The sequence below is a fragment of the Kitasatospora sp. NPDC101155 genome, from assembly GCF_044768305.1.
Taxonomy (GTDB): Bacteria; Actinomycetota; Actinomycetes; order Streptomycetales; family Streptomycetaceae; genus Kitasatospora.
This window is the reverse complement of record NZ_JBIWPN010000009.1, coordinates 143,064-165,568: the sequence shown is the minus strand read 5'-3', so window position 1 is coordinate 165,568 and position 22,505 is coordinate 143,064. Positions and strand designations below refer to the sequence as shown.

General features: G+C 73.1%; 19 protein-coding genes. 13 read left to right on the top strand and 6 right to left on the bottom strand.

Annotated features, from left to right (window positions below):
• Window positions 1-125 precede the first annotated feature (125 nt).
• Window positions 126-1,586, top strand: a complete 1,461-nt coding sequence (locus tag ACIRYZ_RS16240; RefSeq protein WP_402944368.1) for an NCS2 family permease — start codon at window positions 126-128, stop codon at window positions 1,584-1,586.
• A gap of 72 nt (window positions 1,587-1,658) precedes the next feature.
• On the opposite strand, the gene ACIRYZ_RS16235 is transcribed toward ACIRYZ_RS16240, so the two are convergent.
• Window positions 1,659-2,108, bottom strand: coding sequence for a VOC family protein (locus ACIRYZ_RS16235; protein ID WP_402944365.1), 450 nt, complete (start codon window positions 2,106-2,108; stop codon window positions 1,659-1,661).
• A gap of 143 nt (window positions 2,109-2,251) precedes the next feature.
• On the opposite strand from ACIRYZ_RS16235, the gene ACIRYZ_RS16230 reads away from it, so the two are divergent.
• Both ACIRYZ_RS16230 and ACIRYZ_RS16225 read left to right on the top strand, forming a co-directional pair.
• Window positions 2,252-3,175, top strand: coding sequence for a DUF4231 domain-containing protein (locus ACIRYZ_RS16230; RefSeq protein ID WP_402944363.1), 924 nt, complete (start codon window positions 2,252-2,254; stop codon window positions 3,173-3,175).
• 303 nt (window positions 3,176-3,478) lie between these two features.
• Window positions 3,479-5,191: a hydrogenase maturation protein gene (locus ACIRYZ_RS16225; RefSeq protein WP_402944360.1), complete on the top strand. Its 1,713-nt coding sequence runs from the start codon at window positions 3,479-3,481 to the stop codon at window positions 5,189-5,191.
• 133 nt (window positions 5,192-5,324) lie between these two features.
• On the opposite strand, the gene ACIRYZ_RS16220 is transcribed toward ACIRYZ_RS16225, so the two are convergent.
• Window positions 5,325-6,185 (bottom strand): MHYT domain-containing protein, encoded by an 861-nt coding sequence (locus ACIRYZ_RS16220; RefSeq protein WP_402944357.1) that lies wholly within the window; start codon window positions 6,183-6,185, stop codon window positions 5,325-5,327.
• A 301-nt stretch (window positions 6,186-6,486) separates the two neighbouring features.
• Window positions 6,487-6,972 carry a VOC family protein gene (locus ACIRYZ_RS16215; protein WP_402944355.1) on the bottom strand — a complete coding sequence of 162 codons (486 nt, stop codon included), beginning with the start codon at window positions 6,970-6,972 and terminating at the stop codon, window positions 6,487-6,489.
• 122 nt (window positions 6,973-7,094) lie between these two features.
• Between ACIRYZ_RS16215 and ACIRYZ_RS16210 the strand changes: the two genes are divergently transcribed.
• Both ACIRYZ_RS16210 and ACIRYZ_RS16205 read left to right on the top strand, forming a co-directional pair.
• The gene (locus tag ACIRYZ_RS16210; protein WP_387617793.1) at window positions 7,095-7,529 is read left to right on the top strand and encodes a MarR family winged helix-turn-helix transcriptional regulator; all 435 of its coding nucleotides are present in this window, start codon (window positions 7,095-7,097) and stop codon (window positions 7,527-7,529) included.
• A gap of 354 nt (window positions 7,530-7,883) precedes the next feature.
• Window positions 7,884-9,173, top strand: a complete 1,290-nt coding sequence (locus ACIRYZ_RS16205; RefSeq protein ID WP_402944633.1) for an MFS transporter — start codon at window positions 7,884-7,886, stop codon at window positions 9,171-9,173.
• Between the two features lie 67 nt (window positions 9,174-9,240).
• Here the strand turns inward: ACIRYZ_RS16205 and ACIRYZ_RS16200 are convergent, their stop codons facing one another.
• Window positions 9,241-9,759, bottom strand: coding sequence for a GNAT family N-acetyltransferase (locus ACIRYZ_RS16200; RefSeq protein WP_402944352.1), 519 nt, complete (start codon window positions 9,757-9,759; stop codon window positions 9,241-9,243).
• A gap of 46 nt (window positions 9,760-9,805) precedes the next feature.
• On the opposite strand from ACIRYZ_RS16200, the gene thpR reads away from it, so the two are divergent.
• Complete coding sequence (thpR, locus tag ACIRYZ_RS16195; protein ID WP_402944351.1) at window positions 9,806-10,393, top strand: RNA 2',3'-cyclic phosphodiesterase; 588 nt, start codon at window positions 9,806-9,808, stop codon at window positions 10,391-10,393.
• Between the two features lie 217 nt (window positions 10,394-10,610).
• Here thpR and serC read toward each other — a convergent pair whose 3' ends face one another.
• Both serC and ACIRYZ_RS16185 read right to left on the bottom strand, forming a co-directional pair.
• Window positions 10,611-11,729 carry a phosphoserine transaminase gene (serC, locus tag ACIRYZ_RS16190; protein WP_402944348.1) on the bottom strand — a complete coding sequence of 373 codons (1,119 nt, stop codon included), beginning with the start codon at window positions 11,727-11,729 and terminating at the stop codon, window positions 10,611-10,613.
• A gap of 151 nt (window positions 11,730-11,880) precedes the next feature.
• On the bottom strand, window positions 11,881-12,981 hold the full coding sequence (locus ACIRYZ_RS16185) for a citrate synthase 2 (protein ID WP_387617805.1): 1,101 nt from the start codon (window positions 12,979-12,981) through the stop codon (window positions 11,881-11,883).
• A 417-nt stretch (window positions 12,982-13,398) separates the two neighbouring features.
• Between ACIRYZ_RS16185 and pdxH the strand changes: the two genes are divergently transcribed.
• From pdxH to ACIRYZ_RS16150, 7 genes are all read left to right on the top strand, one after another.
• Window positions 13,399-14,031, top strand: a complete 633-nt coding sequence (gene pdxH, locus ACIRYZ_RS16180) for a pyridoxamine 5'-phosphate oxidase (protein ID WP_393033563.1) — start codon at window positions 13,399-13,401, stop codon at window positions 14,029-14,031.
• A 108-nt stretch (window positions 14,032-14,139) separates the two neighbouring features.
• Entirely contained in the window at window positions 14,140-15,528 is a 1,389-nt protein-coding gene (locus ACIRYZ_RS16175) for a TIR-like protein FxsC (RefSeq protein ID WP_402944345.1), read from the top strand.
• Complete coding sequence (gene fxsT, locus ACIRYZ_RS16170) at window positions 15,525-19,418, top strand: FxSxx-COOH system tetratricopeptide repeat protein (protein ID WP_402944342.1); 3,894 nt, start codon at window positions 15,525-15,527, stop codon at window positions 19,416-19,418. Before ACIRYZ_RS16175 ends, fxsT begins: the two co-directional genes overlap by 4 nt.
• Window positions 19,419-19,481: 63 nt before the next feature.
• Window positions 19,482-20,573: a KGGVGR-motif variant AAA ATPase gene (locus tag ACIRYZ_RS16165; RefSeq protein ID WP_402944340.1), complete on the top strand. Its 1,092-nt coding sequence runs from the start codon at window positions 19,482-19,484 to the stop codon at window positions 20,571-20,573.
• A 249-nt stretch (window positions 20,574-20,822) separates the two neighbouring features.
• The gene (locus ACIRYZ_RS16160) at window positions 20,823-21,434 is read left to right on the top strand and encodes a hypothetical protein (protein ID WP_402944652.1); all 612 of its coding nucleotides are present in this window, start codon (window positions 20,823-20,825) and stop codon (window positions 21,432-21,434) included.
• Complete coding sequence (locus ACIRYZ_RS16155) at window positions 21,331-22,278, top strand: tetratricopeptide repeat protein (RefSeq protein ID WP_402944630.1); 948 nt, start codon at window positions 21,331-21,333, stop codon at window positions 22,276-22,278. Before ACIRYZ_RS16160 ends, ACIRYZ_RS16155 begins: the two co-directional genes overlap by 104 nt.
• A gap of 20 nt (window positions 22,279-22,298) precedes the next feature.
• Window positions 22,299-22,484, top strand: a complete 186-nt coding sequence (locus ACIRYZ_RS16150) for a hypothetical protein (protein ID WP_402944337.1) — start codon at window positions 22,299-22,301, stop codon at window positions 22,482-22,484.
• Window positions 22,485-22,505 lie beyond the last annotated feature (21 nt).

Genomic DNA, 22,505 nt, shown 5'->3' with positions numbered 1-22,505 from the left:
TGCGGGCTCTACGCGCGAAGATAGCGCGTGTGCGATCCGGAAACCATACTTAAAGGTCCACGCCCGGCCACCGTCGCCACGGGCGGTCCCCCCTCTCCTCAGCACCCCACAGAGGACGCCCAGCCATGCCAGTGGTCCAGCCGACCACCGAGTCGCCCGAACCCGCCGACGCCGCGCCCCAGCCCCCCACGGGTGCACTGGACCGCTACTTCCGGATCAGCGAGCGCGGTTCCACCCTGCCGCGCGAGATCCGCGGCGGTGTCGCCACCTTCTTCACCATGGCGTACATCCTGGTGCTGAACCCGATCATCCTGGCCAGCGCCACGGACATGACCGGGGCCCACCTGAACAGCGCCCAGCTGGTCACCTCCACCGCGCTCACCGGGGGTCTCACCACCCTGCTGATGGGCGTGGTCGGCAACGTGCCGATCGGCCTGGCGGCCGGCCTCGGCGTCAACACCATCGTGGCGCTGCAGCTCGCGCCCAGGATGACCTGGCCGGACGCCATGGGCATGGTGGTGCTGGCCGGCTTCGCGATCATGCTGCTGGTCGCCACCGGCCTGCGCGAGCGGGTCATGAACGCCGTCCCGCTCGGCCTGCGCAAGGCCATCGCGATCGGTATCGGCCTGTTCATCAGCCTGGTCGGCCTGGTCGACTCCGGCTTCGTCACCCGCATCCCGGACGTCGCCCACACCACCGTTCCGCTGCAGCTCGGCGGCAACGGCCACCTGCTCGGCTGGCCGGTGCTGGTCTTCGTCTTCGGCCTGGTGCTCACCCTGATCCTGGTGATCCGCAAGGTGCCCGGCGCGATCCTGATCAGCATCGCGAGCTCCACCGTGCTCGCCGTGGTGATCGACAAGGTGGTCGACATCCCGGCGCTCAAGTGGGGCCTCACCGTCCCGACCTGGCCCGGCAACCCGGTGGCCGCCCCGGACTTCGGCCTGGTCGGCAAGGTCAGCCTGTTCGGCGGCTTCGAGAAGGTCGGCGTGCTCACCGGCCTGCTGTTCGTCTTCACCGTGCTGATGTCCTGCTTCTTCGACGCGATGGGCACCATCCTCGGCGTCGCCGACGAGGCCCACCTGCTGGACCGGAACGGCGACCTGCCGGGCATCAACAAGGTCCTGATGGTCGACGGCATCGCCACCGCGGCCGGCGGCGCCACCTCCGCCTCCGCCAACACCTGCTTCGTCGAGTCCACCGCCGGCGTCGGCGAGGGTGCCCGGACCGGCTTCGCCTCGATCGTCACCGGCCTGCTCTTCATGGTGGCGCTCTTCCTCACCCCGCTGGCCACCATGGTCCCGGCCCAGGCCGCCACCCCGGCGCTGGTCACGGTCGGCTTCCTGATCCTGGCGAACTCCGTCAAGGAGATCGACTGGGCCGACTACTCCATCGCGATCCCGGCCTTCCTGACCATCGTGATGATGCCGTTCACCTACTCGATCACCAACGGCATCGGCTTCGGCTTCATCGCCTTCTGCATCCTGCGCGTGGCCGCCGGCCGCGGCCGCAGCGTGCCGGCCCCGCTGTACGCGGTGGCGGCGGTGTTCGCCTTCTACTACCTGATGCCGGCCTTCGGCCTGCTCTGACGGCCGTACGGCCCGCTCCGCGGCCCCGCTCTCCGGTTCTGGAGGGCGGGGCCGCGTCGTGCCCGCACCGGGTCAGTGGACGCAGAACTCGTTGCCCTCCGGGTCCCGCATGACGGTCCATTCGCCGCCGGGTTCCTTGACGTCCCGGAGCGCGGTGGCGCCGAGGGCTTCGAGCCGGGTGACGGTGGCCGCGCGCTCGCCCGGGCCGGGGTGGACGTCCAGGTGGAGGCGGTTCTTGCCGCGCCCGGTCTCCGGGACGGCCTGGAAGAGGACGCGGCGCCCGAGGCCGGTGTCCGAGGCGGGGTCGTACGGGTCCTCGGGGTGGCGGACGGCGGCGAGGGTGCGCCAGGCGGGGCGGCCGTCCAGCTCGGTGAGGTCCTCCGGGGTGATCGCGCCGGCGCCGAGCAGGCGGGTGATCAGGGTGCTGTGGTCCTCGACGGTGTAGTCGAGGGCGGCGCCCCAGAAGGCGGCCTGGCGGTGCGGGTCGGTGCAGTCGACGACGAGCTTCCAGTGCAGCGGCATGTAACCGTTTATATCGGTTACGAGACGGCGCGGGCAACCACCGACGGTCGGAGGATCGCGCCGAAGCTGTCAAAAAGGCGACCGTGTAGGGCAATTGGCAGTGGGCATACTGGCTGGACGGAGACGGGGAGGGGACTCGACCGATGGTGCAACAGGATCCGCCGGGGGGCGTTGAGGCACGGCTGCTGCCGGAGTTGTTCTGGCGGGCGGACAAGGCTTCGCTGGACGGCCAGCGCGAGACGCTGCGCTGGCACCGCGGACTGATCGCGATGCTGGTGATCGCCGCGCTGATCGGGTCGCTCCCGGGCCCGGACCACAAGGGCGACAGCGATATCAAGCCACTGTTCTCGGTGGCCGCCTTCCTGATCGCCGGCTACTTCTGGTCCCGGCTGCGCCGCGGCAACCCACAGGGCCGCTGGTACGAGGCGCGGGCGGCGGCCGAGTCGGTCAAGACGCTGGCCTGGAAGTACAGCGTCCGGGCCCGGCCGTTCGGCGGCGAGGCCGAGTCGGCGGACGCCGACCGCGGCTACCTGCTCCAGGTCGAGGACGTGCTGCGGGCCTTCGAGGACCCGGAGATAGTGCCGCCCGGCGCCGTCCCGGAGATCACCGAGGAGATGCGGCGCGCCCGGGCCGACAGCCTGACCGCCCGGCGCACCCTCTACCTGCGCACCCGGGTGGAGAGCCAGCGCACCTGGTACCGCTCGCGGGCCGAGTCCTGCGAGTCCCAGGCGGTCTCCTGGGGGCTCGGCATCGCGGCGCTGATCATCATCGGCGCGGCGGCGGCGATCGCCCAGGCCACCGGCGCCCTCGAAGTGCACATCTTCGGCGCCAGCTCGGCCGCGGCCGCCGCGATCATCGCCTGGACGCAGCTCAAGCAGCTGCGCCCGCTGGCCGCCGCCTACCAGCTGGCCGCGCGCGAGCTGGAGAACGTCGGCAACCAGCTCTCCGACCTCGACCTCAAGACGCCGGACGCCGAGGAGCGCTGGGCGCGGCTGGCCGCCGAGGCGGAGGACGCGGTCTCCCGCGAGCACACCACCTGGCGGGCCCGCCGGGCGTTCCCGCGCTAGGGGCGCCCGGCGCCTTCCGGCCGGGCGCCTTCCGGCCGGGCGCCTTCCGCCCGGCGCCTTCCGGCCGGGCGCCTTCCGCCCGGCGCCTTCCGGCCGGGCCGGTGGGGTCCTCCCGGCCGGGTCCGCCAGTCCAACTCCGGGAAGAGGCTGGGGAGATCCGGCGAAGCACGGGCCACGCCGGGGCCACAGGTGTGCGGGGTGCGTGAGGGTAGGGCGGCAAGGGCCGGACCGTGACCATTACGTGTCCATGCCCTGGTTTCATCGCCTCCGCGCGCACCCGAAGCACCTGCCCGGAGGCCCCCCTTGCGCATTCTCCTGATCGCGACCGCGTTCAACAGCCTGACCCAGCGCGTCCACACCGAGCTGCGCGAGCGCGGCCACCAGGTGGCCGTCCAACTCGCGCTCGGCGACGACCAGATGCGGGCCGCGGTGGCCCGGGTCGACCCGGAGCTGATCCTCTGCCCGATGCTCACCAAGGCCGTCCCGGCGGACATCTGGTCCACCCGGACGGTCCTGATCGTGCACCCGGGCCCGAAGGGCGACCGCGGCCCCTCCTCGCTCGACTGGGCGATCACCGAGGGCGCGCCGCGCTGGGGCGTCACCGTGCTGCAGGCCGTCGAGGACATGGACGCGGGCGACATCTGGGCGTCCGTCGACTTCCCCGTCCCCGACTGCGGCAAGAGCGAGCTGTACCGGGGCGAGGTCGCCGACGCCGCCGTCGAGGCCGTCCTGCTGGCCGTCCAGCGCTACGAGGGCGGGCTGTTCACCCCCGAGCCGCTGGACTACACCCGCCCGGACGTGCGCGGCGAGCTGCGGCCCTTCCTGCGCCAGGAGGCCCGCCGGATCGACTGGGAGCAGGACGACACCGCCACCGTGCTGCGCAAGCTGCGCGCCGCGGACTCCCAGCCCGGCGTCCTGGACGAGCTGTACGGGCGGGAGTTCTTCCTGCACGGCGGCCACCCCGAGGACGAGCTGCGCGGCCCGCGGCCCGGCGCCGTCATCGCCACCCGGGACGGCGCGATCTGCCGGGCCACCGTGGACGGCGCGGTCTGGATCCCGCAGCTGCGCCCGCGCCGCACCCCCGGCGGGCCGGTCACCTTCAAGCTGCCGGCCGCGACGGTGCTCGCCGACGAGCTGCACCGGGTCCGCGAGGTGCCGGTGACCCCGGCCGAGGCCGCCCGCCGGGACACCTGGTCGGAGCTGCGCTACCGCGAGGACGGCGACGTCGGCTACCTCGAATTCGCCCACGCGGGTGGGGCGATGAGCACCGAGCAGTGCCGTCGGCTGCTCGCCGCCTACCGGATGGCCGCCGGCCGGCCCACCTCGGTGCTGGTGCTCGGCGCGCCCCGGGACTTCTACTCCAACGGGATCCACCTCAACGTCATCGAGGGCGCGGCCTTCCCGGCGCTGGAGTCCTGGGAGAACATCAACGCGATGGACGACCTGGTCGAGGCGATCCTGACCACCGGTGACAAGCTGACCGTCGCCGCGCTGGCCGGGAACGCGGCGGCCGGCGGCCTGATGCTGGCACTCGCCGCCGACGAGGTGTGGTGCCGGGAGTCGGCGGTGCTCAACCCGCACTACCGGCTGATGGGCCTGTACGGCTCCGAGTACTGGACGTACACCCTGCCCGCCCGGGTCGGTGCGGAGCAGGCCGAGCGGCTCACCACCGAGGCGCTGCCGGTCGGGGCCGAACACGCCCGCCGGATCGGCCTGGTGGACCGTACGACCGGCGGGGACGCCGCCGAGTTCCGCCGCTGGGTGGCCCGGGAGGCCGTCCGGCTGGCCGACTCGCCGGAGCTCACCGGGCGGCTGGTGGACAAGAAGCGCCGCCGCGCCGAGGACGAGGAGGCCAAGCCGCTGGCCGAGTACCGGGCGGAGGAACTGCGCCGGATGCACGCCAACTTCTACCGGGCGGGCGAGCCGTACCACGGGCTGCGGCGGGACTTCGTGCGCAAGGTCTGCCCGGTGGCCACGCCGGAGCACCTGACCGGGCTGCTCGGGCAGCCGGAGTAGTCGGAGTGCCGCAGTAGCCGGAGCAGTCAGCCGGAGGCGTAGCGGTGACGCGGCGACGCGGCGACGAACGAAACGACGTCCGGCCGGGGTGGGGGACCCGGCCGGACGTCGTTTCGTTCCTGGCTGCCCCGGTTCAGCGCCGGGCGCCCGCCTCGCCCACCGGCCGCCGCTGCTGCTGCGGCGGCACCCGGCCGGGCTGCCCGGCCTTCGGGGTGAAGGAGGCACGCGGCGGCAGCGGGGCGGCCGGGCCGACCAGCAGCGGCTGCGCGGAGGTCTTGCTCGGCGAGACCGCGAAGGCCAGCGCGCCGAAGAACACGTAGCAGCCCAGTCCGACCCCGAGCGGGAAGATGAACTCCAGCGCCATCACACCGTCCGCGGTGGAGTGCGAGTGGTCCAGCTGGACCGACAGCGCCGCCATGCCGGTGTAGTGCATGGCGCACACCGCCACGCCCATCACCGGCGCCGCCGCCAGGACGGCGAGGGTGCCGCGGATGTTCAGCGCGGCCCAGAGCGCGGCCGTCGCCGCGACCACCGCGATGGCGATCGAGCCGGCCACTGTGAGGTGGTCGTAGCCGAGGTGGCCGGGCAGCACCATCGCGGCCATGCCGAGGTAGTGCATCGCGGCGACCCCGAGTCCGGTGGTCAGCCCGCCGATCAGCAGGGACAGGACGGGACGGCTGCGCCAGTACCCGACGGTGAACAGCCCGATGCCGACGACGGCGACGGCGACCAGCAGGCTGAGCACGGTCAGCCCGGGCTGATAGGTGATGTCGACGCCGCTGACCGAGAAGCCGAGCATGGCGATGAAGTGCATGGACCAGATGCCGGCACCGAGCGAGGTCGAGGCGAACAGCAGCCAGACGACCCGGCTGCGGCCCGTCGAGATGAGCGCCCAGCGGGCGCTGCGCAGGGCGACGAAGGCGCCGAGGCAGGCGACGAAGTACGAGACCGCCGGTGTCACCCAGCCGTGGTCGGCATGATGGATCTCACCCAAGAGAGCTCCCTGGACGGATGCGGGGATGCGGGGATGCGGGCGCCAGGGCTCGGGCGGAGACGGGGGACCGGGGGCGGGGGAACGGTGGAACGCGCGGAGACGGGCGCGGAGGGGGCTCCGCCAAGGGGAGACCTGGCGTGTGGTGCCCCTGACAACGGGGACAGTATCCACTGCCCGGTGGTCGCACAAGGTTCGTGTTTTTCGTGAAGTCCCAGGTCAGCGTGGACCTTTACGTGTCCTGCAAGATCTTGGCACCAAGCCCTGACACCGCCTGCGCACGACCCCCAGGCCCGTTTGTCGGTTACTCCAGCGGGGCTAGCCCGAACGGGTGGCCGGCCGGGTCGATCAGCACCTTGAGCGTGCGGCCGTGCTGGTAGCTGGGCTCGGTCGCGCCCAGCGCGAGGGCCTTGGCGGTCGCCTCGTCCAAGTCGTCGACGTAGAAGTCGAGGTGGAAGTGCTTGCTGCCGTCCGGCTCGGTCCACGGCTCGGGCCGGTAGCCCGCCACCCGTCCGAAGCCCAGCGGGCTGCCGCCCTCCGGGTTGTCCAGGATCGCGAAGTGCTCCTCCACGTGCCGGGTCTCCCAGCCCAGGAGCTCGCCGTAGAAGGAGGCCAGCGCGACCGGGTCGGCGCAGTCGATGGTGACCATGGCGAGCCGGGCGAAGCCGGTGTCGTCCTGCCCCTGCGGCCCGGACCGCCCGGACTGCCCGGACGTGGCGGACTGCTCGTACGGCGCGGGCGGCGCGTACGGCACGTACGGCCCGGTTTGCTCGGCGGCGAGATCGGACATGGCTGGTCGGGCCTTCCTGGAGTCGGGAGTGGTGACCCATGACCAATATGGCACCGGGTCGATCTTCCGGCGCGGTGGGAACCCGTTTTTCCTTAGCGAGAGTAATGACGTAAGCTAAGGAGATGCCCGAGATGTCCGAGCAGGACCTCGCAGCGATCTCACAGCTGCGGTCGTCCACGATGCGCCTCTCCCGACGACTCAAACACCAGCGGGTGGAGGAGTCGCTGAGTCCCACCGAGATAGGGGTGCTGGGCACCCTCGCCCGGTGCGGGAAGGCGACACCGGGTGAGCTCGCCCGGAAGGAGCACGTACAGCCTCCTTCGATGACCAGGATCGTCGCGATGCTGGAGGAGAAGGGGCTGGTGCGGCGCGAGCCGCACCCCGAGGACCGCCGCCAGGTGGTCGTCAGTAGCACCGAGCAGGCCGAGGCGATCCTCGCGGAGAGCCGTCGGCGCCGAAACGTCTGGCTCGCCGAGCTCGCCCAAGGGCTCGACGACGAGGAGTGGGCCGTCCTCCGGGAGGCCGCGCCCGTGCTCTACAAGCTCGCACACCTCTAGGCACACCGAACCCAGCCGGCCAAGCCGGGAGAAGAAGGAGTCCGCATCACCGCAGGACCGACCACCGACACCAGGAGCGCGACGGCCACCGCCAGGGCCGTCGCGCCGCGAGGGGAGACCACAGTGACACCGCCGGCCGCAGTCAGCGCCGCCGCCATCCGTACCGACGACCCGACCGCCGACCCCGCCGCGGACAGTGCCGCGGCCGCCGACGCCCAGGCCCCCGCCCCCAGCGGACTGCCCGGCAGCGGCGACGACGACCCCGACGAACGCACCGCGGCGGACCCCGCCGCTCAGAGCCGAACCCAATCGGCCGCATCTCCGACCGGAGCCCGCTTCACGAGGCCCGGGGGGATGTTCTCCTCCCTGCGCGTTCGCAACTACCGCTACTACTTCGCCGGCCAGGTGGTGTCCAACACCGGCACCTGGATGCAGCGGATCGCCCAGGACTGGCTGGTGCTGAGCCTCACCGGCAGCCCGCTCGCGGTCGGCATCACCACCGCCATGCAGTTCCTGCCGATGCTGCTGCTCGGTCTGTTCGGAGGCGTGCTCGCCGACCGGATGCCCAAGCGCCGGCTGCTGATCTACACCCAGGGCGTGATGGGCCTGCTCGCCGCGGGCCTGGCCGTGCTGACCGTCGGCGGCATCGTGACGCCGTACTACGTGTACGGCTTCGCGCTGCTGCTCGGCCTGGTCACCGTGGTGGACAACCCGACCCGGCAGGCCTTCGTCTCCGAGATGGTCGGGCCCAAGGACCTCGCCAACGCCGTCAGCCTGAACGCCGCGAACTTCCAGACCGCCCGCCTGGTCGGCCCGGCCGTCGCGGGTCTGCTGATCGCCGCGGTCGGCAGCGGCTGGGCGTTCGCCGTCAACGCGCTGTCCTTCGCCGCCGTGATCGGCGGGCTGCTCGCGATGCGGGAGAGCGAGCTGCGCCCGACCGAGCCGATCGCCCGCGAGAAGGGCCAGCTGCGCGAGGGCCTGCGCTACGTGAAGGAGCGGCCCGAGCTGCTCTGGCCGATGGTGCTGGCCGGGTTCATCGGCACCTTCGGCTTCAACTTCCCGACGCTGCTGTCCGGTTTCGCGTACGACACCTTCAAGGTGGGCGCCGGGCAGTACGGCCTGCTGAACACCGCGATGGCGGTCGGCTCGCTGGCCGGTGCGCTGCTCGCCGCCCGTCGGGGCGCGCCGCGGCTGCGCCGACTGGTCGGCGCGGCGCTGGCCTTCGGCGCGCTGGAGGTGGTCGCGGCTTTCGCGCCCGACTACTGGACCTTCGCGCTGCTGCTGATGCTGATCGGGGTGTTCGGGCTGAGCTTCAACACCTCGGTCAACTCCATGCTGCAGCTGGCCACCGACCCCGAGATGCGCGGTCGGGTGATGGGCCTGCTGGTGCTGGTCTTCACCGGCGGCACGCCGATCGGCGCCCCGATCGTCGGCTGGGTCACCGCCTCGTACGGGCCCCGGCTCGGCCTGCTGGCCTGCGGCGTGGTGTCCGCGCTGGCGGCCGCCGCGGTCGGCGTGGTGCTGGCCCGCAGCGCGGACCTGCGGGTGCGCTTCGACCTGCACCCGGGCCGTGGCGGCCGGGTGGTGGCCGTCGTGCCGCGGGTCCGCACGGCGAGCAAGGCGCAGCTGGCTCCGGCCTGCTGACGGATCGTCAGGAAAGTCGGATCGCCAGGACCCCTGGGGGTTGCCCTCCCGGGGGTCCTGCCGTGCGTCAGAGGCGGATGGCCAGCACCTGGCCCGGCCAGATGCCGGTCGGCTGCTCGACCTCGAAGGTCTCGGTCTCGGTGAAGCCGAGCGCCCGGTACTGGGCGACCAGCCTGCGGTCCGCGCCGCCGTAGCAGTCCACCCGCAGCAGGCCGATGCCGCGCCGGCGGGTCTCCTCGATCGCGTCGGCGATCAGCGCGGCGCCGATGCCGGAGCCCTTGCGGTCGCGGTCGGTGACCAGGTTGCGGACGTACAGCTCGCGCTCGTCCACGGCGGGGATCCACCGGCCGCGGTCCTCGGAGAGCACGCAGCAGCCGACCGTGCGGCCGTCGTCGTCCACGGCGAGGCGGATCAGGAAGGGCTCGGCGGCGTACGAGGAGACCTGGTCGACCCGGGCCTGGTTGGTGCTGAACGGTTGGTCGCCCCACTGGCCGGTGCGGCCCTGGCCGGCCAGCCAGGACACGGCGCCGTCGAGCAGGGACAGGATGTCGGGGATGTCCGCGAGGCCCCCGTTGCGGATCTTCATGAAGAACCGTTCTACTCCAAACGGCCGATCGAGGGAAGATTGGCCCATGAGGTTGTTCGTGGCGGTCCTCCCACCGGTCACGGCTCTGCAGGGGCTCGCCGACGCCGTCGCCCCGGTGCGCGGGCTGCCCGGGGCGGACCGGCTGCGCTGGACCACCGCCGAGGGCTGGCACCTCACCCTGGCCTTCCTCGGCCAGGTGCCGGCCGAGCGGCTGCCCGAGCTGGAGACCGGCCTGGCCGCCGTCGCCGAGGTGCACCCGGTGCACCGGCTGCGGATCGCGGGCGCCGGCCGGTTCGGCGACCGGGTGCTCTGGGTCGGGGTGGAGGGCCAGACCTGGGCGCTGCGCCGGCTCGCGGAGGCGGTCGCCGAGGCCACCGACGAGGCGACCGGGGACACCGACGCCTTCGCCTTCCACCCGCACCTCACGCTGGCCCGGGCCGGTTCCCACCGCGGCCAGCGGCGGGCCGTCCAGCGGGTCGCCGCGGCCGAGCTGGACGCCCTGGCGGCGGCGCTGGCGGAGTACCGGGGGCCGGAGTGGGAGGCCGCCGAGCTGCACCTGATGGAGAGCCGCCAGGACGGGGGCGCCACCCACTACGCGTCGCTGCGCTCCTGGGCGCTGGCCGACTGGAGCTGAGGGCTAGGGTCGGCTCGCCGGTGAGCCGGAGGTACGCTCGTTGACCGTGGACCCAAAGACTCGCATGCGTATCGTGACCGGCACCCTGCTGCTCCTGCTGGTCATCGTGCTGATCAGCTCGCTGGCCGGCAAGTAGGCCCGGAACGGCGTGAGGGCCACCGCCCGCAGGCGGTGGCCCTCAGTCGCGCTCAGGTGGCGCGTCGTGCTCGGGAGGCGGTCAGAGCTGCTCGACCACGTAGTCGATGCACTGGGTGAGCGCCTCGACGTCCGCCGGGTCGATCGCCGGGAACATCGCGATGCGCAGCTGGTTGCGGCCCAGCTTGCGGTACGGCTCGGTGTCCACGATGCCGTTGGCACGCAGTGCCTTGGCGACCGCGGCGGCGTCCACCGACTCGTCGAAGTCGATGGTGCCGACCACCTGGGAGCGCTCGGCCGGGTTCGCCACGAACGGGTTGGCGAAGGAGGACTTCTCGGCCCAGGCGTACAGCCGGGACGAGGAGTCAGCCGTACGGGCGACGGCCCAGTCCAGCCCGCCGTTGCCGTTCAGCCACTCCAGCTGGTCGGCCAGCAGGAACAGGGTGGCGATCGACGGGGTGTTGTACGTCTGGTCCTTCGACGAGTTGTCGATGGCCGTCGGCAGCGAGAAGAACGGCGGGATGTAGCGGCCGGAGCCGGCGATCTCGGCGGCGCGCTCCAGGGCGGCCGGGGAGAAGGTGGCCAGCCACAGGCCGCCCTCGGAGGCGAAGGACTTCTGCGGGGCGAAGTAGTAGACGTCGGTCTCGGTGATGTCCACCGGCAGGCCGCCGGCGCCCGAGGTGGCGTCCACCAGGACCAGCGAACCCTCGTCCGCGCCCACCGGGCGCTTGATCGGCATCGCGACGCCGGTCGAGGTCTCGTTGTGGGTGAGGCCGTAGACGTCCACGCCCGCCTCGGCGACCGGCAGCGGGTGGGTGCCCGGGGCGGTCTTGATCACGGTCGGCTCGGCCAGCCACGGCGCGGCCTTGACCGAGGAGGCGAACTTCGAGGAGAACTCGCCGAAGTCCAGGTGCTGGGACTTCTCCCGCACCAGACCGAAGGCGGCGATGTCCCAGAAGGCCGTGGAGCCGCCGTTGCCGAGGACGACCTGGTAGTCCTCCGGCAGCGAGAAGAGGCTGCTCACGCCCTCGCGCACGCGCTTGACCAGGTTCTTGACCGGGGCCTGGCGGTGCGAGGTGCCGAGCAGGGAGGTCTGGGTGGCGGCGAGGGCACTCAGTGCCTCGGGGCGCACCTTGGACGGTCCGCAGCCGAAACGGCCGTCTGCGGGCTTGATGTCAGCGGGGATCTGGATCTGAGCCACGCGCGCAGCCTACCGGCCGGGGGCTCGCCCGGGGTGCGGTCGTCCGCCCGCTGAGACTGTGATCTTCGCTGCCCATCGGACGCCGACAGCGGGCCCGGCCGAGGCCGGACCCGCTGGTCAGAGGTGGCGCACGGGGAAGCGCTCAGTGCGCTCAGCGGGCGATGGCGTCCCAGCCCTCGATCTCCTCGGGGCGGCGCGGGCCGGGGCCCACGTAGCGCGCGGAGGGGCGCACGAGGCGACCGGTGCGCTTCTGCTCCAGGATGTGCGCCGACCAGCCCGCCGTACGCGCGCAGGTGAACATCGAGGTGAACATGTGTGCCGGGACCTCGGCGAAGTCCAGCATGATGGCGGCCCAGAACTCGACGTTGGTGGCCAGCACGCGGTCCGGGCGGCGGTTGTGCAGCTCCTCCAGCGCGGCCTTCTCCAGCGCCTCGGCGACCTCGAAGCGCGGCGCGCCGAGCTCCTTGGCGGTGCGGCGCAGCACGCGGGCGCGCGGGTCCTCGGCGCGGTAGACGCGGTGGCCGAAGCCCATCAGCCGCTCGCCCTTGTCCAGCGCGTCCTTGACCCACTTGGTGGCGTCGCCGGTGCGCTCGATCTCCTCGATCATGCCCAGCACGCGGGACGGCGCGCCGCCGTGCAGCGGGCCGGACATCGCGCCGACCGCACCGGAGAGCGCGGCCGCGACGTCGGCGCCGGTGGAGGCGATGACCCGGGCGGTGAAGGTGGAGGCGTTCATGCCGTGCTCGGCGGCCGAGGTCCAGTAGGCGTCGACGGCCTTGACGTGCTTCGGGTCCGGCTCGCCGCGCCAGCGGATCATGAACCGCTCGACGACCGTCTCGGCCTTGTCGATCTCGCTCTGCGGGACCATCGGCAGGCCCTGGCCGCGGGCGGACTGGGCGACGTAGGACAGCGCCATCACGGCGGCGCGGGCGAGGTCGTCACGGGCCTGCTCGGCGGAGATGTCGAGCAGCGGCTTGAGGCCCCAGACCGGGGCGAGCATGGCGAGCGCGGACTGGACGTCGACCCGGATGTCGCCCGAGTGCACGGGGATCGGGAAGGGCTCGGCGGCCGGCAGGCCGGGGTTGAACTTGCCGTCCACCAGCAGGCCCCACACGTGGCCGAAGGAGACGTGGCCGACCAGGTCGTCGATGTCGACACCGCGGTACCGCAGCGCGCCGCCTTCACGGTCGGGTTCGGCGATCTCGCTCTCGAACGCGACGACTCCCTCAAGCCCGGGTACGAAGTCGGACATACGACGGCTCCTTCAGTTCTGCGATCGGTGCTCCGCCGTGGTGGGGCGGCGCGCCAGTGACCGAATCGTGGTTGGCACTCGGTGCCAGAGTGACAGGCACGGGGTGCATTACGCCATACACCACCATGGTGATGTTGCCCGTGGGCCCGATTGACTTTTCCGCCGAGGGTCGGTCGTGCCCGGGAGAGACCCGGAGCCAAACACCCGGTTCCGGACAATTCCCCGTACGGCGGGCGGCCAAGCGGTGGCGAGTCACCATATCTCCGGCCGCGGTTTGTCCTGAGGTAGCGGTGCCGGTTGCTTGTCGTACGGGATGATGTTGGCGTGCAGACCCCGGAACGCGCCCAGTCGACGCCCCTGAGCCCCGCCAGCCGGACCCTGGCCGACGAGCCCCGCCCCGGTCCGGACCTCACCGTGATGCGCAAGCACTACACCCACGAGGGCCTGGTCGAGGAGCGGCTCGCGCCCGAGCCGATCGGCCAGTTCACCCGCTGGTTCCTCGACGCGGACGACGCCGGGGTGGTGGAGCCCAACGCCATGGTGCTCTCCACCGCCGACGCCGAGGGGCGGCCCAGCTCGCGCACCGTCCTGCTCAAGGGCTACGACGCGCGCGGCTTCGTCTTCTACACCAACTACGGCTCCCGCAAGGGCTCCGAGCTCGCCGCGAACCCGCACGCCGCGCTGCTCTTCCCGTGGATCGCGCTGGCCCGCCAGGTGATCGTCCAGGGCCGGGTCGAGAAGGTCGGCCGGGACGAGACCGCCGCCTACTTCCGCACCCGCCCGCACGGCTCCCAACTCGGCGCCTGGGCCAGCGAGCAGTCCAGCCCGGTCAGCGGCCGGGACGTCCTCGAACAGCGCTACGCCGAACTGGAGCGCCGCTACCCCGAGGGCGAGGGCGTCCCCGTCCCGCCGTTCTGGGGCGGCTACCGGGTGGTCCCGGAGAGCGTCGAGTTCTGGCAGGGGCGCGAGAACCGCCTGCACGACCGCCTCCGCTACACCGCCGACCCCTCCCGCCCGACGGGGTGGCGGGTGGAGCGCCTCTGCCCGTGAGGGCGGGGCGGCTTCGTCACCCGCTTCGGTGCCTTACTCCGATTCCGGCCAACTCCCCGGTACGGTAGGCCAGTCGGCGGACCAGGGGGTGTTGTGGCCGGGGGTGCGGTGGAACCGTTCTTCTTCTTCAGCTACGCGCATCGGGACCACCTGGCCGGTGGCTCCTTCGTGGATCAGTTCTTCAGCGATCTGAAGGACGAACTGGCCCGACTGGAACCGGCCGCAGGCCCCGACGGCCTCGGCTACCGGGACACCGAGCGGCTGCGCCTCGGCGACGACTGGGAGCAGCAGCTCTCCGGGACGGTGGCCGGCTGCCGCGCCATGGTCGCGCTGTACTCCCCGGCGTACTTCGCCAGCCCGTACTGCGGCAAGGAGTGGACCGCCTTCCACGAGCGGGTGTTACGGCACCGGGAGTTGACCGGACGTACGGTCCCCGCCCTGATCCCGGTGCTCTGGGAGCCGTTGCCCGAGGTGCTGCCGGCCGAGGTGCTGCGGATCCAGTACGTCCAGCACGACCTGGGCGAGGCCTATGCCGCCGGTGGGCTGCGGGCCCTGCTGCGAGCGGATCCGTACGGGCCGGACTACCTGCGGGTGGTCAAGGTGATCGCGGAGCGGGTGCGGGAGGCGGCGGGGCAGTACCTCGGCGAGCTGCCGTCCCTGGACCTGGGCGCGGTGGAGGGCTTCTTCCCGGTGCCCGCCACGGAGCTGCCGCCGACCCGGCCGGGCCTGGTCCGGTTGTTCGTGGCGGCCGGGCGGGCCGGGCGTGGTGACGGGTCCTCAAGGGCGGCCGGAGGGGGCGGCTGGTACGGGCCGCAGCCCTGGGACTGGGCGCCCTACCACCCGCCGACCATGCCCTCGCTGGCGGTCCAGGCCCAGCAGGTGATCACCCGGGCCGGGCACATCACCACCCTGGACGAGGTCGGCCCCGGACTCGCCGGGGACCTCGACCGGGCCCGGGAGAACAACCAGGTCAGCGTGCTGTTGGTGGACCCGTGGTCGGCCGGTCGGGAGCCGTACCGGCAGGCGCTGCGCGAGTACGACGACCAGAACCACCCGGTCACCGGCGTCCTGGTGCCCACCGGCACCGACGACCCGCCCGAGGGGCCGGCCCGCGCGCAGTTGTGGGGCGGGGTGCGCGCGGTGTTCCCGCGCAACTGGTTGCACCGTTCCGGGCCGGAACCGCTCTTCCGGGTGAAGGTGTCCCGGGAACGCTTCGAGAGCGAGCTCCTGCGAGCCGTGACGGTCGCCCAGAACCGGCTGCTGGACGAGGCGGACGAGGGCGAGGGCGGCGACCCGTACGCCGTCCGGGCCTCGTTCGGACTCGAACCGGGGGCGCCGACGATGCCCGGGCTGACCATCCCGGCCGGGCGACCGGAGCCGCGACCACTGCCGCCCCGGCCGAGCGCTCCACCGAGACCCGTCGTCAACCCGCCGAGGTCCGCCGTCGAACCGCTGCCAGCCACCGACCCGCCGAGCCGAGGAGAGCCGCAGTCATGACCGCCGACCAGGCCCTGCCAACGGCCGTGGAGGCCGCCGCCGCCCCGCCCGCGACCGGTTCGATCGTGACCTTCTACTCCTTCAAGGGCGGCACCGGCCGGACCATGGCGCTGGCCAACCTCGGCTGGATCCTGGCCAGCCAGGGCCTGCGCGTCCTGGTGGTGGACTGGGACCTCGAAGCCCCCGGCCTGCACCGCTACTACCACCCGCTGCTGATCGACCCCGAACTGCGCGGGACCCCCGGCCTGATCGACCTGCTGCGCGGCTACGTCGACCAGGCTCTGCCGCGCCCCGCCGACGCGCCGGCCCTCGGACCGCGCGAGTGGCTCGGCGCACCCGGCCGGCTCGACGAGCACCTGTGCGGCCTCGCCCTCGACCTGCCGGCCGGCGGCCGCCTCGACCTGATGCCGGCCGGGCGGCAGGACGGCACCTACTCGGCGGCCGTCACCAGCTTCAACTGGCGCAGCTTCTACACCCGCAGGGACATCCGCGGGTCCGAGTTCCTGGCGGCCCTGCGCGAACAGTGGACCAGTTCGTACGACTACGTGCTGATCGACAGCAGGACCGGGGTCAGTGACACCTCGGGCATCTGCACCGTGGTGCTGCCCGACACCGTGGTCGACTGCTTCACCCTCAGTGCCCAGAGCATCCGCGGCGGCGTCGACGCGGCGCACGCCATCGCCGAGGCGGACATCCGCGACATCCGGGTGCTCCCGGTGCCGATGCGGGTGGAGGAGACCGAGCGGGCCGGGCTCGCGGCCGGACGCGACTTCGTCCGGGAGGCCTTCGCGCCCTACCTGGACCGCTGGCTCGGCACCGAGCGCACGGACGCCTACTGGCGGGACGTCGAGGTGCCGTACAAGCCCTTCTACGCCTACGAGGAGGTGCCCGCCACCGTCGCCGACCGGCCCCGGCAGCACCGCAGCCTGCTCGGCTCGTACGAGCGGCTGGCGGACTGGCTCACCGACGGCCGGGTGCGTGAGCTGCGGCCCGTCCCGGACCGGGTCCGCCGCCGGCTCTACGCGGCCTACCTGAGGCCCGGGCGGTCCAGGTCCCGCCGGGTGTACCTGAGTTACGCCCCCGGGGACCGGATGTGGGCGGAGTGGGCCGCCGCGGTGCTGACCGGGTTCGGCTACCTGGCCACGCTCCACAGCGCCGCCGTCCCGCCGGACGCCTCCGGCGCGCTGCCGGAGGCCGACGGGCCGCTGGACGGGGACGGGCGGATGCTGGCCCTGCTGTCGCCCGAGTACCTGGCCCTGCCGCGGGCGGGCGAGCTGTGGCGCCGGTTCGGCGACGGCGAGGAGGGCGCGCTGGCGGCGGTGTCGGTGGCCGCCGGACCGCTGCCGGAACCCTTCGACGGGCGGGCGGTGGTCGAACTGGCCGACTGCGTGGCCGAATCGGCGGAGTCCCGGCTGTTCGAGCTGCTCGGACCGCCGCCCGGCGTCGGCCGCTGGGTCGAGTCCGAGGAGGAGCCCGCACCGCCCGCCCGCTTCCCCGGCGGCCGTCCGGCGGTGCACTCGCTGCCGCCGCGCGACCCCGCGTTCACCGGCCGCAGCGGCCTGCTCGAACGGCTGCGCGACCGCTTCACCGGGCGGCCCGCCGCCGTACCGGCTCAGGTGCTGTACGGCATGGGCGGGGTCGGCAAGTCGCAGACCGCCGCCGAGTACGCGCACCGCTTCGCGGCCGGGTACGACGTCGCCTGGTGGATCCGGGCCGAGGAGCCCACCGACGTCCCGCGGCAGCTCGCCGAGCTCGCCGCCACCCTCGGGCTGCCCGCCGGCGAGAACGTCCAGCGGGCCGCCCGCGAGCTGCTGGTCCACCTGGACCAGGGGCGGCCGTACGGACGCTGGTTGCTGGTCTTCGACAACGCCGAGGACCCGGATCGGCTCGCGCCGTGGCTGCCCGCGGGGACCGTGGACGGGCACGTGCTGGTGACCTCGCGCAACCGGCGCTGGGCCCAGCACCCCGGCCGCACCGAGGTCGACGTGTTCGACCGGGTGGAGAGCGTGCGGCTGCTGCGGCGGTTCAACCCCGCGATCCGGCCGGAGGAGGCGGAGCTGATCGCCGACCGGCTGGGCGACCTGCCGCTCGCCGTCGACCAGGCCGCGCGCTGGCTCCAGGAGACCCCGATCCCGGCCGCCACCTACCTGCAACTGCTGGACGGGGCGCTCACCGAGGTGCTCGACCGACCCGTCCCGGGCGACGGCCCGGCCGCCATCGCCGCCACCGCCCGGATCGCGGGCGCCGACCTGCGCCGGATGAACGCCCCGGCGATGCGACTGCTCGAACTGTGCGGCTTCCTGGGGCCGGACGCCATCCCCGTCGAGCTGTTCTACAGCGAACCCGCCATTCGGGCGATCCGGCCGCCGCAGGGCGTGGACGAGATGGCGATCGTGGAGATCCTGCGCACCGTCAACCAGTACGGCCTGGTCCGCTACGACGCCGAGGGCGACCGGACGCTCGCGGTGCACCGGATCGTCCAGGCACTGCTGCGAGACCAGGTGGCCGAGGCGGATCGGCCCGCGGTCCGGGCCGCCGTGCACGGAGCCCTTGCGCTGGTTGGCTCCGGAAACCCGGACCGGGCGGAGGACTGGCCCGGGTTCGCGGCGCTGCTGCCGCACCTGGAGCCGTCCGGGGCGGTGGAGAGCACGGACCCGGAGGTGCGGCGGTGGATCACCGCGTCGGTGCGCTACCTGCGTCACCGGGGGCTGCTGGAGGAGGCCCGCGAGCTCGCCGGGCGGGCGCTGGCCGAGTGGGGCGGGGAAGAGCTGACGGCGCTGCTGCTGCGGGTCGAGCTCGGCAACGTGCTGCGGCTCCAAGGTGCGGCCCAGGAGGCGTACCGGATCGACCGGGAAGCGTGGGAGCGGCTCACCGAACTGCTCGGGCCCGACGACGTACACACCCTCGCCGCGGCCGGCGGCCTCGGCGCCGACCTGCGCCAACTCGGCCGCTACACCGAGGCGCAGGCGCTCGACCGGCAGACGCTGGAGGCCGCCGAGCGGGCCCTCGGGCCGAACCATCCGCGCACCATGATGAGTCTCAACAACCTGGCCGTCGCCGACTTCGTGGCCGGCGACCTCGACCGCGCCCTCGAAGGCCACTCGACCGCCCTGGCCCGGCAACGGGCGGTTTTCGGCGAGGACGGCCTGTACCCCCTCCATTCCGGGGTCAACCGGGCCCGCGTCCTGCGCGAGGCCGGTCGGTACGAGGAGGCGCGGGCAGCGCTCTCGGACGTCGTCGAGCGCTTTCGAGCGCGCTACGGCGAGGACCACGACGGCACCCTCAGGGCCCTGCGCCACCTCGGCGGCGCCCTGCTGCGGCTCGGCCGGTACGAGGAGGCGCGGGCCGCCGACGAGGAGGCGTACCGCCGACTGCTGGCCCGGCACGGCGCGGACTACCCGGCGACCGCGGCCGCCGCCGGCAACCTCGCCGCCGACCTCGCGGCGCTGGGCGACACCGGGCGGGCGGTCGAGCTGGCCCGGGTCGTGTTCGAATACCACCGGGACCACCTCGGCGAGGAGTACCCGACCACCCTGCTCGCCGCTGGGAACCTCGCGGTGCTGCTGCGGCGGGACGGCCGTACCGAGGAGGCCGCGGCGCTGTCCGGGCGGGTGCTGGAGGGGCTGCGGGAGCGGCTGGGGGAGCGGCACCGGTACGTCGGGGCGGCGCTGCTGAACCACGCCAACTCGCTGCTGGCCGCGGGTGATGCGGACGGCGCGCGGGAACTGGACGAGCGGGCCGCGGCGGTGCTGACGGACTCGCTGGGGTCGGACCACCCCGACACCCGCTTGGCGCTCGGCAACCTGGCGCTGAGCCGGGCGGTCCGTGAAGCCGGTGTGTCCGGCGTTGCCGGTCGGGCAGACATCTTCGTGGAGGCGCCACCGGTGTGATCATCCGGGCCGGCGCCGGGGCGGCCACGACGGCTCCGTCCCGCTGAGGGGAGACTGAGGACGATGACCTTTGAGCCCGGCGCAGAGCCGGAGCGCGGCGGACCGGGTTCGGTCGTCACGTTCTACTCGTTCAAGGGCGGCACCGGCCGGACCATGGCACTCGCCAACGTCGGCTGGATCCTCGCCAGCCGGGGCCTGCGCGTCCTGGTGGTCGACTGGGACCTGGAGGCGCCCGGCCTCCACCGCTACTACCACCCGCTCCTGGTCGACCCTGAACTCCACTCCACCGACGGCCTGATCGACCTGCTGCGCGCCTACGCCAGGCAGGCGCTGCCCTCCGCCTCCGGGCCGACCGGCCAGTCCCCGGCCGCCTGGCTGGACGAACCCGGCCGGCTGGACGGCTACATCTGCGGCCTCGCCCTCGACCTGCCGCCCGGCGGCCGGCTCGACTTCCTGCCCGCCGGCCGCCAGAACGCCGCCTACGCGGCCGCCGTCACCAGCTTCAACTGGCGCAGCTTCTACCACGGCCGGGACATCCGCGGCGGCGAGTTCCTGCGCGAGCTGCGCGAACGCTGGGCCCGCAGCTACGACTACGTGCTGATCGACAGCCGTACCGGCGTCAGCGACACCTGCGGCATCTGCACCGTCCTGATGCCCGACACCGTGATCGACTGCTTCACCTTCAGCGCCCAGAACATCCGCGGCGGGGTCGACGCCGCCCGGGCCATCGCCGAGGCCGAGGAGCGGGCCATCCGCGTCCTGCCGGTGCCGATGCGGGTGGAGGACGCCGAGCAGGAGCGCCTGGAGGCGGGCCGGGACTTCGCCCGCGAGGCCTTCGCCCCCTACCTCGGGCGCTGGCTGCCCGGGGACCGCCGGGCGGCCTACTGGGCCGACGTCGAGGTGCCGTACAAGCCGTTCTACGCCTACGAGGAGGTGCCGGCCACCGTCGCCGACCGGCCGCAGGAGGCGCGCAGCCTGCTCAACGCCTTCGAGCGGCTGGCCTACTGGGTCACCGACGGCCGGGTCCGGTCCCTGCGCCCGCTCAGCTCCGAGACCCGCCGCCGGCTGTACGGCGCCTACCTGCGCCCCGTCGGCGCGGTCCCCCGCCAGGTCTTCGTCAGCTACGCGCCCGAGGACCGGATGTGGGCCGAGTGAGCGGCCGGCACCCTCACCCGCTTCGGGTACGAGACCTCCCTGCACAACGCCTCCGAGCCGTACACCGGCCAGCGGCCCCCGGAGGTCGCCGGACCGCTCGACGGGCAGGGCCGGCTGCTCGCGCTGCTCTCGCCCGAGTACACCGCGCTGCCCCGCGCCGCCGAGGTCTGGCAGCTCCTGCAGGGCCGCGAACTCTCCTCCGGCGCAGCGGCGTTGGTCGCCCTGCGGCTGCAGGACCCGGATGAGCCGGTGCCCCGCCCGTTCACCGGCCAGGCAGTGCCCGACCTCGTCCGGGATTCCGCAACCGCGGCCGAGTTCCAGCTCTACGCCGAATTCGGCCCGCCGCCCGGCGGCAACCGGCAACTCGACACCGACAGCGGAGAGTTCGCCGCCCCGGCGCGCTTCCCCGGCACCGCCCCGCAGATCCAGGACGCGCCCTCGCGCAACGCCGCCTTCGTCGGCCGCGGCAAGCTGCTCGAACTGCTCCGCAACCGTTTCACCGGCGGCCCCGCCGCCGTCCTCGGCCAGGTCCTCCACGGCTTGGGCGGCGCAGGCAAGTCCCAGATCGCCGCCGAGTACGCGCACCGCTTCAAGTCCGCCTACGACGTCATCTGGTGGGTGCCCGCCGAGGAGCCCGCCAACATCCCGCAGAAGCTCGCCGAACTCGCCCCCCGGCTCGGCGTGCCCACCAGCGACGACGTCGCGCACACCGCCGCCGCCGTGCTCGACGCGCTGCGCCGCGGCCACCCGCACCGCCCTGGAACGGCACCGCAGCAACTACCTCCAGCAGCGCGACGCCCTCGGCGCGCACAGCCTGTACGCGCTGTCCTCCGCCTCCAACTACGCCCGCGACCTGCGTGAGACCGGGCGGCTGCGAGAGGCCCTGGACCTGCTGGAGGAGACCGTCCGGACGTACCGGCAGACCATCGGCGACAACCACACCGACACCCTGCGCGCCCGCAAGAACCTGGCCGTGGCGCTGCGCCGGGCCGGGCGGTACATCGAGGCCTTGGAGATCGACGAGGACATCTACCGGCGCTGCCTGGACATCAACGGCCCCGAGCACCCGGACACCCTGGCCGCCGCCACCAACCTGGCCAGCGACTACAACGCGCTCGGCGACACCGACCGGGCCATCCCGCTCGCCGAACGGGCCCTCGCCCGCTACCGCGACTACCTGGGCGAGAACCACCCGGTGACGCTGGCCGGCGCCAACAACCTCTCGGTCTACCTGCGGCTGGCCGGCCGCCCGGCCGAGGCCCGGGAGCTGTCCGGGTGGACCCTCGCGCAGTTCCGGGCCGTCCTCGGCCCGCGCCACCTCTACAACTCACATCGCAGAGAACGGAGTTCACCGAGGAGGTGGTTCGTTCCGTCCGCGAACCGGGCGGCCCGGATCCGGGCGCCCGTACGCATTCCGCCATCCGGTCGCCGACCCGGTGTCCCCAGGTCGCTGCCGCGTGCCGGCGCGCGTCTGTGCGAAGGCGGGTCGGCGGGCTCGAACACCTGCTCCAGTAAACGCGCTTCGGCGCGCGCGAAGGCGAAGTGTGCGACCGCTGAACGGGTGAATTCTTGGGGTTCCGGGCGCCGTGGTATGGCGTTGACTGGCTGGGCAGACCAACTTGGGGAGGCAAGGTGCCGCGCGGAGCCCGCGCGGGCACTACATTGGTCGCAACCGGGTGACCTACCCGCACTCGGCAGGTCCTAATCGCGTCTAAGGAAACGAATATGACTCCGGTAACCAGCACCAGGCCAGCCGGCAACCTCGCTGACACTCAGGAGACGCCGGAACGCCCGTCCCTCGCCGAACTCGCCGCACTGGGCGCCGAGGAACTGGCCGCCCGACTGCAGCGTGCCCTCCCCGGCGCGGAATCCGGCCTCGTGCCGGTCGCAGCCTTCAACTCATCGATCTGACCCGGCCCCGGAACACCGAAC